The sequence below is a fragment of the Planktothricoides raciborskii GIHE-MW2 genome (genome assembly GCF_040564635.1).
In the GTDB taxonomy this organism is placed as follows: Bacteria; Cyanobacteriota; Cyanobacteriia; order Cyanobacteriales; family Laspinemataceae; genus Planktothricoides; species Planktothricoides raciborskii.
On sequence record NZ_CP159837.1, the window covers coordinates 5,999,473 to 6,015,517 of the forward strand.

The 16,045-nt window shown below is 44.3% G+C and carries 12 protein-coding genes and 1 pseudogene; 5 read left to right on the top strand and 8 right to left on the bottom strand.

Translation table 11 applies throughout. The features are described 5' to 3' along the window. The first annotated feature begins 214 nt into the window (after positions 1-214). Positions 215-4,903: a glutamate synthase large subunit gene (gene gltB / locus ABWT76_RS25575; protein ID WP_354635151.1), complete on the top strand. Its 4,689-nt coding sequence runs from the start codon at positions 215-217 to the stop codon at positions 4,901-4,903. A 276-nt stretch (positions 4,904-5,179) separates the two neighbouring features. Here gltB and ABWT76_RS25580 read toward each other — a convergent pair. Both ABWT76_RS25580 and ABWT76_RS25585 read right to left on the bottom strand, forming a co-directional pair. Beyond that, a pseudogene (locus tag ABWT76_RS25580) lies at positions 5,180-5,284 on the bottom strand (type II toxin-antitoxin system HicB family antitoxin); the annotation flags it as partial. Positions 5,285-5,326: 42 nt separating this feature from the next. Beyond that, a complete protein-coding gene (locus tag ABWT76_RS25585; RefSeq protein ID WP_354635152.1) occupies positions 5,327-5,956 on the bottom strand; it encodes a PD-(D/E)XK nuclease family protein in 630 nt (209 codons plus the stop codon). A 238-nt stretch (positions 5,957-6,194) separates the two neighbouring features. Here ABWT76_RS25585 and ABWT76_RS25590 point away from each other — a divergent pair, with 238 nt between their 5' ends. The 3 genes from ABWT76_RS25590 to ABWT76_RS25600 all read left to right on the top strand — a co-directional run bounded on the left by ABWT76_RS25590 (position 6,195) and on the right by ABWT76_RS25600 (position 8,014). Further along, the gene (locus ABWT76_RS25590) at positions 6,195-7,133 is read left to right on the top strand and encodes a hypothetical protein (RefSeq protein ID WP_354635153.1); all 939 of its coding nucleotides are present in this window, start codon (positions 6,195-6,197) and stop codon (positions 7,131-7,133) included. A gap of 252 nt (positions 7,134-7,385) precedes the next feature. After that, positions 7,386-7,622: a type II toxin-antitoxin system prevent-host-death family antitoxin gene (locus ABWT76_RS25595; protein ID WP_354635154.1), complete on the top strand. Its 237-nt coding sequence runs from the start codon at positions 7,386-7,388 to the stop codon at positions 7,620-7,622. Then, positions 7,619-8,014 (top strand): type II toxin-antitoxin system VapC family toxin, encoded by a 396-nt coding sequence (locus tag ABWT76_RS25600; RefSeq protein ID WP_190877137.1) that lies wholly within the window; start codon positions 7,619-7,621, stop codon positions 8,012-8,014. The genes ABWT76_RS25595 and ABWT76_RS25600 overlap by 4 nt, the downstream gene beginning before the upstream one ends. Before the next feature lie 65 nt (positions 8,015-8,079). On the opposite strand, the gene ABWT76_RS25605 is transcribed toward ABWT76_RS25600, so the two are convergent. Beyond that, a complete protein-coding gene (locus tag ABWT76_RS25605) occupies positions 8,080-8,283 on the bottom strand; it encodes a hypothetical protein (protein ID WP_354635155.1) in 204 nt (67 codons plus the stop codon). 191 nt (positions 8,284-8,474) lie between these two features. Between ABWT76_RS25605 and ABWT76_RS25610 the strand changes: the two genes are divergently transcribed. Beyond that, positions 8,475-11,459 carry a CHAT domain-containing tetratricopeptide repeat protein gene (locus ABWT76_RS25610; RefSeq protein WP_354635156.1) on the top strand — a complete coding sequence of 995 codons (2,985 nt, stop codon included), beginning with the start codon at positions 8,475-8,477 and terminating at the stop codon, positions 11,457-11,459. A 67-nt stretch (positions 11,460-11,526) separates the two neighbouring features. Here the strand turns inward: ABWT76_RS25610 and mutS are convergent, their stop codons facing one another. The 5 genes from mutS to ABWT76_RS25635 form a co-directional block, all read right to left on the bottom strand. Further along, complete coding sequence (gene mutS, locus ABWT76_RS25615) at positions 11,527-14,223, bottom strand: DNA mismatch repair protein MutS (RefSeq protein ID WP_375341513.1); 2,697 nt, start codon at positions 14,221-14,223, stop codon at positions 11,527-11,529. Between the two features lie 298 nt (positions 14,224-14,521). Continuing rightward, positions 14,522-14,911 (bottom strand): type II toxin-antitoxin system VapC family toxin, encoded by a 390-nt coding sequence (locus tag ABWT76_RS25620; protein WP_054464833.1) that lies wholly within the window; start codon positions 14,909-14,911, stop codon positions 14,522-14,524. Next, the gene (locus tag ABWT76_RS25625) at positions 14,908-15,138 is read right to left on the bottom strand and encodes a hypothetical protein (RefSeq protein ID WP_054464834.1); all 231 of its coding nucleotides are present in this window, start codon (positions 15,136-15,138) and stop codon (positions 14,908-14,910) included. The genes ABWT76_RS25620 and ABWT76_RS25625 overlap by 4 nt, the downstream gene beginning before the upstream one ends. A gap of 256 nt (positions 15,139-15,394) precedes the next feature. Continuing rightward, entirely contained in the window at positions 15,395-15,577 is a 183-nt protein-coding gene (locus ABWT76_RS25630; RefSeq protein ID WP_156331521.1) for a hypothetical protein, read from the bottom strand. A 66-nt stretch (positions 15,578-15,643) separates the two neighbouring features. After that, positions 15,644-15,844 carry a hypothetical protein gene (locus tag ABWT76_RS25635; protein WP_156331522.1) on the bottom strand — a complete coding sequence of 67 codons (201 nt, stop codon included), beginning with the start codon at positions 15,842-15,844 and terminating at the stop codon, positions 15,644-15,646. Positions 15,845-16,045 lie beyond the last annotated feature (201 nt).

Genomic DNA, 16,045 nt, shown 5'->3' on the forward strand with positions numbered 1-16,045 from the left:
GATCGCCCAAAAGTAATAGATGGATGCAATATTGTTTTATTTTTTTGTTATAATCAAATACCCATAAATGGATCCAAAAACCTCACTATAAATTGTTATTAGTTATTCGTTATTGGTTATTAGCCATTGGTTATTGGTTTTTCGTCAAATAACAAATAATCAATAATGAAATAACCAACAGACAAAGGACAAAGGACAAAGGACAACGAACAAAATGACTGAAGTACAAAAAACTACTAACGAGTTTCAGGGACAACGTTGGTTAGTCGAAGAACGAGATGCTTGTGGAGTTGGCTTTGTGGCTGACTCTAAAGGCGTGGCCAGCCATAACATTATTGTAGAAGCTTTGCCCGCCCTTGCTTGTATGGAACATCGCGGCGGTTGCAGTGCCGATCGCGATTCTGGAGACGGTTCGGGAATTCTCACGGCAATTCCTTGGGAACTGTTGGCCCAAGACACCGCTTTGACAGAAGAAACTCGATCGCTGATTGCCAACCAACGGCAACATATCGGTGTGGGGATGGTATTTTTGCCCCTGGATAGTGGCGATCGCGCTTTGGCTGTTGATGTCACCGAGAAAGTTTTGGTCAAAGAAGGATTTCAGGTGCTTGGGTGGCGGGTGGTGCCCGTGAAACAAGAAGTGCTGGGAATCCAAGCCAGAGAAACCGAACCGATGATTTCTCAATTGCTGGTATTCCATCCCACGCAAACCGGGGATGAACTGGAACGGTCTTTATATTTAGCCCGTCGGGTCGTGGGCGATGCCTTAAATCAAACCGGGGTAATTTCTTGGGCGAATAACTATTATATGTGTTCGTTTTCCTGCCGCACGATTGTCTATAAAGGCATGGTACGCGGCGCGATCTTAGGCGAGTTTTATCAGGATTTGACCAATCCCGCTTATAAGAGTTCGTTTGCCGTATTCCACCGCCGCTTTAGCACCAACACAATGCCCCGCTGGCCCTTGGCGCAACCGATGCGCTTGTTGGGACATAATGGCGAAATCAATACCCTGCTGGGCAATATGAACTGGATGACCGCGCGGCAGGCGAATTTGTCCCATGAATGTTGGGGCGATCGCATTTCTGATTTGATGCCATTTGTTCGCACCGATAATAGTGATTCGGCAAACTTGGATAATGTGTTTGAGTTGCTGGTGCGATCGCAACGTAGCCCTGCGGAAGCGATTATGATGCTGGTGCCCGAAGCGTTTCGGAATCAGCCCGACTTGGCCGATCACCCAGAAATTGTCGATTTCTATGATTACAATGCCGGGGTGATGGAAGCTTGGGATGGCCCGGCTTTGTTAGTGTTTAGCGATGGTAAGCAGGTAGGTGCCAGCTTAGACCGGAATGGTTTACGCCCTGCCCGATATGCGATTACTCGTTCTGGTTTGGTGGTGGTTTCCTCGGAAGCTGGGGTAGTGCCTTTGGTTGAGTCGGAAATTGTGGAAAAAGGACGCCTCGGCCCTGGTCAAATGATGGTGGTAGACCTGGAAAGTGGCGAAGTTCTCCATAATTGGGACATTAAGCAGCGCGTTGCCCAAGCCCGACCCTATAAGGAGTGGTTGCAAAGTCGCTTTGTGTTTGAACGTCATGGCCATTTACCAGCCCCTCAATTAGATGAGTCAACTTTGCTGCGATCGCAAGTTGCATTTGGCTATTCCACGGAAGATGTGGAAATGATGATTCAGGCAATGGCGGAAACCGGGAAAGAAGCCACATTTTGTATGGGCAATGATACCCCGTTGGCGGTTTTGTCCGATAAGCCTTATTTGCTTTACGACTATTTTAAGCAACGGTTTGCCCAAGTTACTAACCCGGCGATCGACCCATTGCGGGAAAGTTTGGTCATGTCCCTAGAAGTTTATCTAGGGGGACATCGCAATTTATTAGAAGAAGATGCCGCCCATGCCAAACAGTTGCAATTAATGTCACCAATTCTCAATGAACCGGAATTAGAAAATTTAATTTCTACCGGCAATGGGCATGGCATTAACGTGGCGCGGATATCGACTTTGTATGAGATCGTTACAGGTTCCGATGATTTAGCTAATGCTTTAGCAGCATTGAAAAAATCCGTTTCTGAAGCGGTGGCCGCCGGAACTAAGATTATCATTTTGAGCGATCACTCCGAAATCAGTGCCAATATTACATATATTCCGCCGTTGTTGGCAGTGGGCACCGTTCAATACCATTTAATCCGGGAAGGTTTACGCACTCAAGCTTCAATTGTGGTGGAAACAGCCCAATGTTGGACTACCCATCATTTTGCTTGTTTAATTGGTTATGGCGCATCCGCAGTTTGTCCTTATTTAGCATTAGAAACGGTGCGGCATTGGTGGTCTAATTCTAAGACCCAAAAGATGATGGAACGCGGCCAAATTGAGGCAATTTCCTTAGAAAAAGCTCAAGAAAATTATTGCAAAGCCGTAGAAGCTGGCTTATTAAAAATTCTCTCAAAAATGGGAATTTCTTTGTTAGCCAGTTACAAAGGAGCGCAAATTTTCGAGGCAATTGGTATTGGCGAAGATTTGTTAAATATCGCCTTTGAAGGCACGGTTTCCCGCATTGGCGGCTTGTCTGTAGCTGATGTGGCACGGGAAGTTATGGCATTTCACGGCAAAGCTTTTCCTGAAACCCGGTTTCTTGGAGAAACCGGGTTTCTTGGAGAAACCGGGGCTCTCAAAAAACTGGAAAATTTTGGCTTTGTCCAACATCGTCCCAGTGGGGAATATCATGCCAATAATCCCGATTTAGCTAAGTTATTGCATCAGGCTGTTAAAACTAACGAATTTGACCATTATCAGCTTTATCAGGAATATCTGAAAAATAGTCCGATTGTGAATCTACGGGATTTGTTAGATTTGCAAGGCGATCGCCCATCTATTGATATTGCCGAAGTGGAACCCGTGGAAGAAATTGTCAAACGGTTCTGCACTGGGGGAATGTCTCTGGGGGCGCTTTCTCCCGAAGCCCACGAAACTCTGGCGATCGCCATGAACCGGATGGGTGGTAAGTCCAACTCTGGGGAAGGAGGCGAAGATCCCTGGCGGTTTGGGACGATCAATGATGTGGATGAAAACGGACAATCCCCTTCTCGGCCATATTTGCGGGGTCTACGCAACGGTGACACCGCCTCTTCTGCCATTAAACAAATCGCTTCCGGTCGCTTTGGGGTCACACCAGAATACCTGATGAGCGGTAAGCAACTGGAAATTAAAGTGGCTCAAGGGGCAAAACCGGGAGAAGGCGGTCAATTGCCCGGTAAAAAGGTCAGTCCCTATATCGCCATGTTGCGGAAATCTAAGCCCGGAGTGCCGTTGATTTCCCCACCGCCCCACCACGATATCTACAGTATTGAGGATTTGGCCCAGTTAATTTTTGACTTGCACCAAATTAATCCCCAAGCTAAGGTATCGGTGAAATTAGTGGCGGAAATTGGGATTGGCACGATCGCTGCTGGGGTGGCAAAAGCCAACGCAGATATTATTCAAATTTCCGGCCATGACGGAGGTACGGGCGCTTCGCCGTTGAGTTCCATCAAACACGCGGGGGTTCCCTGGGAGTTGGGCTTAACGGAAGTCCACCGGACCCTGATGCAAAATAAGCTGCGCGATCGCGTCCTATTGCGGGCTGACGGTGGCATGAAATGCGGCATGGATGTAATGATGGCCGCCTTAATGGGCGCTGAAGAATACGGCTTTGGGTCCATTGCCATGATTGCGGAAGGCTGCATTATGGCGCGGATTTGCCACATGAACTCTTGCCCGGTAGGTGTGACAACCCAGCAGGAGAAACTCCGCAAGCGGTTTAGTGGAATGCCCGAGCACGTGGTCAATTTCTTCTATTTTGTGGCGGAAGAAGTGCGGCAACTATTGGCGCGGTTGGGCTATCGTTCCTTAAATGAGGTCATCGGTCGCGCCGATCTCTTAACCCCCCGTCAAGGGTTGCAGTTAGCCAAGACTAAGACCATTAACCTGAATTCCCTGCTGAATTTGCCCGATACGCGGGAAAACCGCGATTGGTTAAATCATCCCGAAGTCCATACCAATGGGCCAGTGTTGGATGATGAGTTATTAGCCTGTCCAGAAATTTCCGAGGCGATATTGCATCCGCAACGCTTCGCGATCGCCAATCATGGCACAGCGGACAAAACCGTCAAAATTATCAACACCGATCGCTCTGTCGGCGCCCGCGTTTCCGGTCAAATTGCCAGCAAATACGGCAATACCGGCTTCAGCGGTCAAATTGTCCTCCGGTTTAGCGGGTCTGCGGGTCAAAGTTTTGGTGCCTTTAACATTTCTGGCATGACTTTAATCCTGGAAGGGGAAGCCAATGACTATGTGGGTAAAAGCATGAATGGCGGTGAAATCATCATCAAGCCCTCACCAGAAGCCACCTTTAATCCCTCAGAAAACGTGATTATCGGCAACACTTGCCTGTACGGGGCGACCGGCGGCACTTTATTCGCTTATGGTCAAGCGGGCGAACGGTTTGCGGTGCGGAATTCCCTGGGTAAAGCAGTCATTGAAGGGGCTGGCGACCACTGCTGTGAATATATGACCGGCGGTGTGATTGTTTGCTTGGGCAAAGTAGGTCGCAACGTGGGCGCTGGGATGACCGGCGGATTGGCCTATTTCTTTGATGAAGATGGTTCATTCCCGGAAAAAGTTAATCCAGAAATTGTCAAAATTCAACGGATTAGTTCCCCAGTGGGCGATCGACAATTAAAAGAATTAATTGAAGCCCACGCCCAACGGACTGGTTCCAAGTTAGCCCAGAAATTATTAGCAGATTGGGAAAATACCTTGGCTAAATTCTGGCAAGTAGTGCCTCCTTCTGAGGAAAATTCCCCAGAAGTGAATGCTCAAATTCAACCACAACCAGTAGAAATGGTCTAGGGTTGCATCTAGCAAAAAAGCCACGGGTGTCAACCCGTGGCTACTAGAACCAAGTCCGCTCAGAGGCGGCATAAACCAATCATAGAACCAACCGCTATAAATATATACTGAGATTCAGTTTTTTCTTATGGTGGCTGGTTTGTGCGTATCGCACTCCTGACGAGTTAGCCATAACAATTATTAATTAACAATTAACAATTAACAATTAACAATTGACAATTATTAATTAAACAAAATTATCAATTATCAATTGACAATTATCAATTATTCCTTTTGAGCATTTTTCAATGCTTCTTCATAAGTTTCCCCATGAGTATGAAATTTTTGAGAGGGAAACTCAGGCAAACTAACTAGATAGCAATTATCTTCATCAAGACCCAAGAAACCGGGTTTCTGAAGGCATTGCCGTGTCTAAATGGTCAATCAAATGGCTTGATCCATTTTTGCGGAACAATTAGCGGCAGGAACTTTACAATAACGACATTCCCAATAGCTAGGGTTTGCTTGAGGTGGCTGAGAATTACACAGCGTGGCAATGAGATTTTGTAAACGCTGTCTAAATTGCTGATTTACAGACCACTTAGGCAAATCGATCGTGCGATCGCCATAAACTAAACGACCGTGTGGAATATGTCCTTTAAATAAAGATTGAGTTTCCGGGGCAAACGGCAGCATAGACATATAGAGAAGCACTTGCATAATATGTGAATCTTTGGCTTTCCCTGTTTTCACATCTTCAACAACAGCCCAATCATCTTTGATAGCAATAATATCCGGTCTACCCGCTACGCAGATATTAAACTTTTCACCTTGATACTTAAAGGCATTTTGATCTTCGATGTACACCGTAAACCCTTGATTTTGTAGGTGTAATGCTCGTTGAATCAGCATATCGTCATGTTCTGACGGATCGTAGGTACTCGGTTGCTGAGGAAATTGATAATGAGTGAGTTGCCATAATGCTTGTTGGCAATGTTTTTCGTTGGCTAGGGCTTGTGCCAGCCAGGTGACAGTGGTGTAGCGATTGAATCGTTTTTGAGTTTTATTAACCATAACCATAATTTTTGTTTTTGAATTAATCGGCATATATTTACTCTGACAATCTAGCCAAAAAATGTCAATATTTTGGAAATTAAAGCAAATAGTAGTTTGGCTAATGAAATAGTAAATATAGTTAAAATAGTTCAAATAGTTTAAATAGTTGTTCAGGTTTTTGGGATGGCTTTTTCTGTTGTGAGTGTTATAGTGATGAAAGATAAATAACTGGCTACGATGAACTAAAGGAGGATCTATGCAAGGAGCAAAAGAGTTTCTAGAAGAAATCAAACAAGAGTTAATCGAACGGAAAAATTTGGGATTAATCGAGTCTGTGTTTTTTCCCCTAAGATTTGCTAAAGATCGCCGATTGGACTACCAACACAAAAAAATTGCGATCGAAGATATGCCAAAAGATCCGCGACTTTGTAAAGATGGGCAATATGCCAATTCGATTGGAACCAATGTCCAGAATATCGTTCATGCAATGGCTGATTTATATAGACAAGAGATGCAAGACGATGGCCTCGATCCTGAGAGTTTAAAAAATCGCAAGAGAGGAGAGAAAGGTGCTTGGCTCGATATTCATGATTGGTTATGGAATTATAAATTTAAGCGCTGGCTGGAAAAAAACGCTTGGTCAATATTAAAAGAAAAGGCTAAAAATTCTGATAATTGGTTACAGTTTTTAACCAATGAGGATATGGCTTCGTTGAAACGAGGCGATCGCGGCTTAATGATGCCGCCACCTCCAGCATCGGTACAGCAGACTCAGCCAACGATTCCGATTAATCAGTCTCTTTGGATGGTGATTGATTTAGAATTACAGCCAGAAACAAATTATCAGTTGCTATTGTTGAATCGTAGTCAAGATGGAGAATCTTTGCTTTGTCCATCGTCGGCTTTTGCCCCAAATGCGTTGATAGACAAACCGCCCATTCTGCTGCCTCAAAAAGATTCTTGGGCTGCCCAAGCTGAAAACCCAATAAATTTTAAGTTTGGCAAGTTGGAAACCGAGGAGTTTTTAGCCATTGTCTTGAATCAGTCGTTGGATTTACCGTGGTTGACTCCCCGGCAAGAAGAACTTTTACCAGAATGGACGGGTGAACGAATTAAGGAGTTATTTGAGAAGTTGGAACAGCAAGACAATTGGCAAGTGTTTTATCAAAGTTTTGATGTGGTAGAAAGGGCGTAGGGGCGTAAAGGCCAAGCATATAGCCCTACCCTACCCTACGGGAAGGCGTTCCGCCTACGGGAAGCCGCTCCGCGTCGCAGTTTACCCCCGCGCGGGGGGGCATGGCTTCGCTTACCGGGCATTTTTCTACTACCACCCTAGATTTTCTGTCCGAATGCAACGCCGCCCTTGCGATTACATTGTTCTTTAAGAGACCTGGTTTCTGAGAATCACTGTTATCATAAAAAAATGAAAGATTCATCGTGAATAGCCATGAAATATCTAAATTTACAGGAAAACAATCCTGAACTCACGGCAATTATTGATGAAATTGCTGCTAACCAGTCTGAAGTGATTATTACTCGCAATGGTTTGCCAGTTGCTCGAATTGTTCCCTATCCAATTTCTGAGACACCGAAAAAAAATTATCCTTTGCGGGGTATGCCAATTAAAATTTCTGATGATTTTGATGAACCGATGCCTGAACTGTGGGATGCTTTGGGAGAATGATTTTACTCGATACTCATGTTTGGTTATGGCTACTTCAGGATCCTAGTCAATTGTCTGAAACAGCAAGGATGGCAATTGATATTGAAGAACCTCAAAATGGCTTGCTAGTATCAGCAATTTCGGTTTGGGAAATTGCGGTTAAATCTAGTATTGGTAAATTGACACTCCCTTTACCGATCGAGGAATGGTACAAATTAGCATCAACTCATTCCGGTATTGTAGTGGAACCGCTATCTCCATTGGATGCGATCGCCAGCACATCTTTACCTGGAAATTTCCATAAAGATCCAGCCGACAGAATTTTAGTGGCGATCGCCCGACGATATGGAATTGCATTAGTCACTTGTGATACCAAAATATTGAACTATTCTCATGTACAAACTATCTGGTAGATATTCACCGTAAGGCACTTAAAAATATTAGGACACGGCATTGCCGTGTCCTACTCCTGGGCAACTTATTCAGCACTTTGAATCAGTTTAATGTTACTTCTCAGCCAGTCATTAACCAAGACTTGAACATCAATCTTTTTATGTTTAGCAATTTTAGTCATAAATTGCTCGACATCGGGTTCCAGATAAATGGGATAATGGCCGTAGGGACACGGCAATGCCGTGTCCTCCTCCGGGACAACTTGGGAAAGATTATATTCTGATTTCATAATTTCCTCTGTTGATAAGATTGTGTTTCGATTACCGCTAGATAGCAGGACACGGCAATGCCGTGTCCCTACAAATATAACTCTTTATTTTCTCAAATGTTCGGGTTCGATTATAGATACGCTAAATATTAGGACACGGCAATGCCGTGTCCCTACAAAAATGATAATCGCCAAAAAGGAAGGAAAAAAAAATGGACGATCGACGCATCGCCGCTTATGACCAATTCATCGAAAAGATTATCCAATCAGTCAATAATGAAGAATCTCAAGTTTTCAACATACCCACAGAGTTAGTCGAACCCGGATTTTTGCAAAGAATAATTGCAGTGGCTACATACTTCGATAATAATGGAGATCCAACCAAGGCTAATCTTTTAACAAATCTAGCTCTGAAACTGGGGGAATGGCTTTGGAGCGATCTGCAGCCAACCGCACTCCGAGAAAAGATAGCCGATATTTTATTTGATTGGGGAATTCAGCAACACAATATTAGCAACTTTGTCTTTGCAGTTCATTGTTGGCAACAATGTCTGATAATTTATCAAGAGATTCAAGACCGCAAAGGGGAAATATCTTCTCTGGGAAATTTAGGCAATGCTTACCAATGTTTGGGACAATATGAAAAAGCAATTGTTTTCCATGAACAGTGTTTAGAGATTAGTCGCAAAATTAAAAACCGTCACGGGGAAGCTTTTTCTCTGGGAAATTTAGGTAGTGCTTACTATTCTTTAGGACAATATGAAAAAGCGATTGTATTCCATGAACAGTGTTTAGCGATTAGTCGAGAAATCAAAGACCGCCAAGGTGAATCGATTTCTCTAGGAAATTTAGGTAATACTTACCGTTTCTTAGGACAATATGAAAAAGCGATCATCTTCCAAGAACAATCTTTAAGCATTAACATGGAACTCAAAGATCGCGAAGGAGAAGCGTTTTCTCTGGGCAGTTTAGGCGAGAATTACTGCTGTTTAGGACAATATGAAAAAGCGATCATTTTTCAGCAAAAGTCTTTAGACATTAGTCAGGAAATCAAAGACCGCCAAGGTCAAGCGATTTCTCTAGGAAATTTAGGCGAGATTTACCGCTGTTTAGGAAAATTTGAAAAAGCAGTCGCATTCCACGAACAGTATTTAGCTATGAGTCGGGAAATCAAATACCGCCTTGGGGAAGCAAATGCTCTGGGACATTTAGGAAATGCTTACTTCTCTTTGGGACAATATGAAAAAGCAGTCGCCTACCACGAACAGTATTTAGCTATTAGTCGGGAAATTAAATACCGCCTTGGGGAAGCAAATGCTCTCAACAACATTGGCAATGCTTACCGTGAATTGCAGCAACCAGACAAAGCGATTGAAAATTTCCGAGACTGCCTTAAAATTGCCACTGCCAAAACCATGCCAGTCGAATGCTTACTAACAGGTCGTAACCTCGGCAGTATAGGCTTTTTCCAAGGCAACTGGCATCTAGCTTTAGAAGGATACAAACCTGCCTTAGAAGCCGTGGAACAACTCCGCAAAGGTTCAACCACCGACGAACGTCGCCAAGAAATCATTGCCGATGCTTTCTCGGTTTACGCCAACGCGGTGCAATGCTACATCAACCTGAAACAATACGACAAAGCCGTAGAAACCGCAGAACGATCGCGTGCTCGCCACCTCGCGGACTTATTTGCCAGCAAAGACCTCTACCCCCAAGGAGAAATTCCCCCGGAAGTGGAGGAATACTATCGCCTGCAACAGCAAAGTAGCCGCTTGCAGTCCTTTAATAATGACTACATGAAAGGATTTGCCCCCAGTCGTCAAGCTGCCCCCAACAGTGAGGCAACTTTGGAAAAAATTAAACAATTAGAAGCCGAAAAGCAACAAGCGTGGCTGAAAATTCGCCGCAAAGACCCAGTTTTGGCCGGTCAATTGCAACCCAACCCCCTGAATTTTCAGGATATGCAAAAGTTAATTGACGATGGGGAAACCGCGATGCTCAATTTTTATACCACTCGCGAACATACCCATATTTTTATCTTGCGGCAAAATCAACCGCCCCAAGTCCATACTTGCGAAGGTGAAGGTCTGGCAACGTTGCAAAATTGGATATTCGAGAACTGGTTAAAACCTTATGTGGAAAATCGCCCGGTATGGCAACAGAAAATGAGCGAATTTCTGCCGCAACTTGCCCAACGCTTGCAAATTAACCACTTGATTTCTCAATATCTCACCGGCATTAAGGAACTAATTATCATCCCTCACTTGTTCCTGCATCAAATTCCCTTTGCTGCTTTACCTTTAAATAATGTGCCGATTCCCCAAAGTGAGAGAACTGCTGATAAAACACGGGGGTTATTCCTTGATTTGAGTCAACCCTTAAACACCTCTGCCAAAACTCCACCCCCACAACCGGAATATCTCAGCGATAAATTCCGCATTCGCATCGTTCCCAGTTGCCAAATCCTGAATTATTGCCACCAACGGGGCAACCTGAAACCCGCGAAAATGGGCATCGTGGAAAATGCTACGGGCGACCTGGTTTTTACTGGCTACGAATGCGAAACTCTGGCAACCATGCACCATGTCGAGCCAAATTATCGCCTAAAATATCAGCAAGCCACTGTTAGCAACTATCAAACTTTACTTAACCAAGTGCAAGCCCTCCATTCCAGCCATCATGCCAGTTCTCAACTAGATAATTCCCTGGAGTCAAAACTGCTATTATTCGATGGTTATCTTACCCTCGGTCGCATTTTTACCGGGAGATTTGAGAACTTAGCAGAACTGTTCCTCTCCTGCTGCGAAACTAATTTAAGCGTGACCCAAATTACCGATGACCCTCTGAGTATTGCCAGTGGCTTTCTCTGTGCCGGTGCGCGAAATGTCGTCAGTACCTTGTGGGCAGTGAATGATTTGGCTACGGCGTTATTTTGCATTTTATATTATGAGGAAAAACAGGATAAAAGTCGGTCGGAAGCGCTGCGCCAAGCTCAATTTAAATTACGCAATATGACCGGGGCTGAGTTAGCGGCTAATTATCAACAGAAGTTAGAGGCTTATTTGGAACGGCAACAATGGAGTGAACCGGAAAAGGTGAAGGATCAGCGGTTGCGATTAGATTTCCTTTGTCGGGAAACTTTGCCGTTTGTCAGTCCCCATTATTGGTCGGGGTTTGTGTCTCAGGGGATGGCGTAGAATATTGGTGTATTTCGGTTTTGGGTAAGGACATGGGCTTTCGCCGTGTCCTTACAGGCTTTACCAGTTAAAAAATATCCAACTGTTCGATCGGCGGTAATTCCTCCACCGGGACTTCTTTTTTAATCGCCCCTTTGCGTAAACCTACGGCAATTTTACTATGTTTTTCAATTTGCCCCATGACTTGTCGGGCACGGGAGATAACCGAAGCAGGTAAACCCGCTAACCGGGCCGCTTCAATCCCATAAGAACGGTCTGCCCCACCAGGATGAACTTGGTGTAAGAATACTATTTTATCCGCTAATTCTTTTACCGTGACTTGATAGTTAGCCACATTGGGTAAAATTGAAGCCAGTTCGTTTAATTCATGGTAATGGGTGGCAAAAATTGTCCGCGATCCAATGTCATTTGCCAGATATTCTGCCACTGCCCAAGCAATCGAAAGTCCGTCAAAGGTGGCGGTGCCTCGGCCAATTTCATCTAATAAAACTAAGGAGGTTTCTGTGGCATGGTTGAGAATGTTGGCGGTTTCATTCATTTCTACCATAAAGGTAGATTGTCCCGTAGCTAAATCATCCACAGCCCCAACACGGGTAAATATGCGATCGCATATTCCTAATTTAGCATAACTAGCGGGGACAAAACTGCCCACTTGGGCTAACAATTGAATTAATCCAATTTGGCGTAAATAACAACTTTTACCGCTGGCATTTGGGCCAGTTAAAATAATTAAATCTGGGCGATTAAATCGGGTTTCATAGTTGCCCGCTTCTGGAACATCTGACCCTAACCGGGCAGAATTAGGCACAAAGAAACCAGCGGGAAGACTTTTTTCAACTACGGGATGTCGGCCATCAATAATCGTCAATTCTCGCCCGGTAATCATTTCTGGACGGCAATATCCTTGTTCTTGGGCAATTTGCGCCAACCCACATAAAACATCGATCGCTGCCACTGCTTTGGCTACTTTTATAATTAAATGAGTATGTGCGGAAACTTCCGATCGCAGCCCCACAAAAATATCATATTCTAACTGATTTAAATCATCACGGGCGGTGAGAATTCTCGCCTCTCTTTCTTTTAATTCAGGGGTAATATAACGCTCTTCATTGGTCAGGGTTTGCCGCCGAATATAATTATTCGGGGCTTGGTCAGTTTTAGCCTTAGAAATACTGATATAATAGCCAAAAGTTTTATTAAAACCGACTTTTAAAGTAGGAATTCCCGTGCGTTCTCGTTCTGATACTTCTAAATTGGCAATCCATTGTTGATCGCCCTCTGCCTGCGATCGCATCTGATCCAATTCAGCATTTACCCCCGCACGAATTAACCCCCCTTCCTTAATATGAATTGGGGGCGACTCCACCAAATGAGTCCGCAGTCTTTCCGCCAAAGTTTCTAACTCTTGGGGGACTTCTTGTAATGCCCGCAAATAAGCACTACGACCTTTAGCCGCTAACTGCGCGATCGCTGGTAATTTTGACAAAGAATCCGCCAAAGAGATCAACTCACGAGCATTTGCTGTCCCGGAACCAGCCCGCACGGTTAATCGTTCTAAATCGTAAATATAGCGTAACTGTTCTTGCAATGTTTCCCGCAATTCTCGCTTTTCAATTAACTCTTGAATCGTCTCTTGGCGGGCATGAATTCCTTTTAATTGCAGCAATGGTTGCAATACCCAACGGCGCAAAGCCCGCCCCCCCATTGCGGTGACGGTTTGATCGATCGCCCATAACAAAGACCCATGAAAAGTCGCATCTCTAACCGTTTGAGTAATTTCTAAATTGCGGCGACTTTGACTATCTAAAATTAGATAATCGGTGATAGTATAAGTTCTAACGGGTTGCAGGGGGATGGAATTTTTTTGAGTCTTATCCCCAGAATCATACTCAAAAGTATTTTCCAAATATTCCAACAATCCCCCCGCAGCGCGAACCGCCAACGGCAAATTTTCACAGCCCAATCCTTCTAAACTTTTTAAATAAAACCGCTGCATCAATTTCTGTCTGGCTTCGTGAATGCCAAAAGCTTTCTGCGATCGCAAAGAATAGCAAAACGACGAAGGCAAACCGGGGGGCAAATGTTCCGACCTTTCTCCCGGACGCAACAACACCCCAATATCCGGGGCATTAGTGGGAACTAATATTTCCGACGGTTGCAAACGCATCAATTCCTGATACAAATTATCCTGATTATCCCCTTGGGTGGTAAAGAATTCCCCCGTAGAAATATCCGCATAAGCCAGACCCCAGTTCTTTTTCACAATCACCACCGCCGCCAAAAAATTATTTCGACGGGCATGAAGCATCCCTTCTTCCACCAAAGTGCCCGGAGTCAAAACGCGGGTAATTTGTCGTTCCACCAACCGCCGACCATCAGCCACCGCGTCTGCCGCATCTTCTACTTGGTCGCAAACCGCCACCGCAAACCCTTTTTCTACCAGCATTTGGGCATAACGTTCCAAAGCATGATGGGGCACCCCGGTCATGGGCACCCGACCAATATCCCCCGCTTGCTTACTGGTCAGCACCAGTTCCAGTTGTTCGGAAATCGTAATCGCATCCTGAAAAAAGGTTTCAAAAAAATCGCCCACCCGATACAGCAACAAAGCATGGGGATATTTATCCTTCATTTCCACATAATGCAGATACATCTGACTTAACTTGCTGCGATCGACTTCGCGATAATCTGCATTCGCGGGCATTTTTCTGTCCGAAGGGTTGGCTTTGCTGTCATTGGGCTTGCTGGGGATAGATGCAGTCATGGATATTTTACTGATACTTACTGATACTGATTTTCCTTAAAAGACTTTACCGCACTTTTCCTCTGTACAGACGTAGCAACACCTGATATATTACCAGGACTTACGGATAAACCCTAAATCTGTGGGGTTTATTCGCGCTCTCTACCGTACATAGAGGGCTTGATATTAAATAATGCGTAAGTCCTGATTACGTCTCTACATACTCTAATGTAGAGGTTAACAGGGGTTGGCCTCTACAAGTCTGCATTTTTATTAGACCTATTGTTTTGATCAATCCATTACCACTTGTTAGTTTTTACTATTTCAACACTTGGACAAATGGATAATTCACAATCTTAGAATCTACCGTCAATAAGGGACATTTATGAATCTGGGCAGTAGCCACAATAATTTGGTCGGCTGGGTCATTATGAAATCCTTTTAACTGCGTTGCCTGCACGACAATGGGTAAGGTTAATTCTAGTAGTTGAACTCCCGGATAAGCTAATGCCATATTCAGCCATTCATCCAAAGAATAAGCCAATTTTAAACGATTTTTTTCGACTAATTTAGCGACTTCCCAGCAAGAAAAAATACTCACCCCTAGTCCATCCGGTTGATGAGTAATGATGATCTGTCGCAGTTGGTCTGTGAGATGCGAGTTATTGTCTACCAACCAGATCCAAATATGAGTATCTAAAACAATCATTTCAACACTTCCCAATCTTCAGTAGGTACAGCCGGTTCAAATGGATCGTCATATTGAAGCACTGTCCCTTCTAATGGGTACTCATATTTTTCTGACTGGGATAATTTTTGCTCTTTTGGTTGTTTTAAGACAATGATTTCCACCTTGTCCCCAGCGTGAAAGGGTAAACCCGTCAGGACGAGTTTGCCATCTTCGGTAAATGTTGCAGCTAATTTATGAGCATTCATGGGTTATCTTTGATAATTTACTGGAAATTACGAATTAAGTCTTGTCGTTGAATTGATCCAAATGGGAGCATTACTTTATAGAAGTGCGAAATTTCCATCTACCTCTATTCTAAAGGGCGATCGCTCAGTTCAGGGGGGAAATTATCCCACCAGATGCGGTAGGGTGTGTTAGCGGGTCAACAAATGTGCCAAAGCCCGCCCCCGTGAAGACAGAGATCCAGTTCAATATTGCTGCCCCGTAACGCACCAAGAACTTTTAATTCTGCGATCGCCACTGTCTCTTCAGAATTAAAAGTTCTTGGTTGCGCTGCCGAAGGCGATCGCCTGCCTCTAAGCGGTCAGGGCGGCGTTGCATTCGCGTTTTTATCCGATCGACTGCTTTATCAACATTGTTGCGCGAATGCTTCGCCCCTACAGTCATTTCTCCGCAAAAAAACATAAATTCTTTGTGTCCTCTGTGCCTCTGTGGTAAAAATTTACATAACAATCATTCCTTCAATTAGAGTTAATTGCGATCGCACATAAAGTCAGGAGTAAAGCGATCGAGATTATCCCACCAGTCCGAGCCAATATTTTTGCTGGTTGTTGTCGGTGGTTCTGGTTGTGGGCGACGTTGAATAAAACAGATAAAGTCTAAGGCTTCTTTCATCAGTTCTTCGGGAAGGGTTTCCAGTTCTTGAATCAGTTGATCTTTAGTAGTCATCATGGCAAGGGATAGTTAAAGGAATCATTTGTTAATTATTTTAACCGGCACCCCCGCACAAGAAGCGCCTCTTACCCTGACCCCTGAGCCTGTGGAATGGCCGAAAGGCCAGCACCCCCGCACAAGAAGCTCCTCTGCATCATTTAGGCGATCGCGAAAAATTTTGTGCAATAATCAAAAATATATATCAATTCATCACTTTAT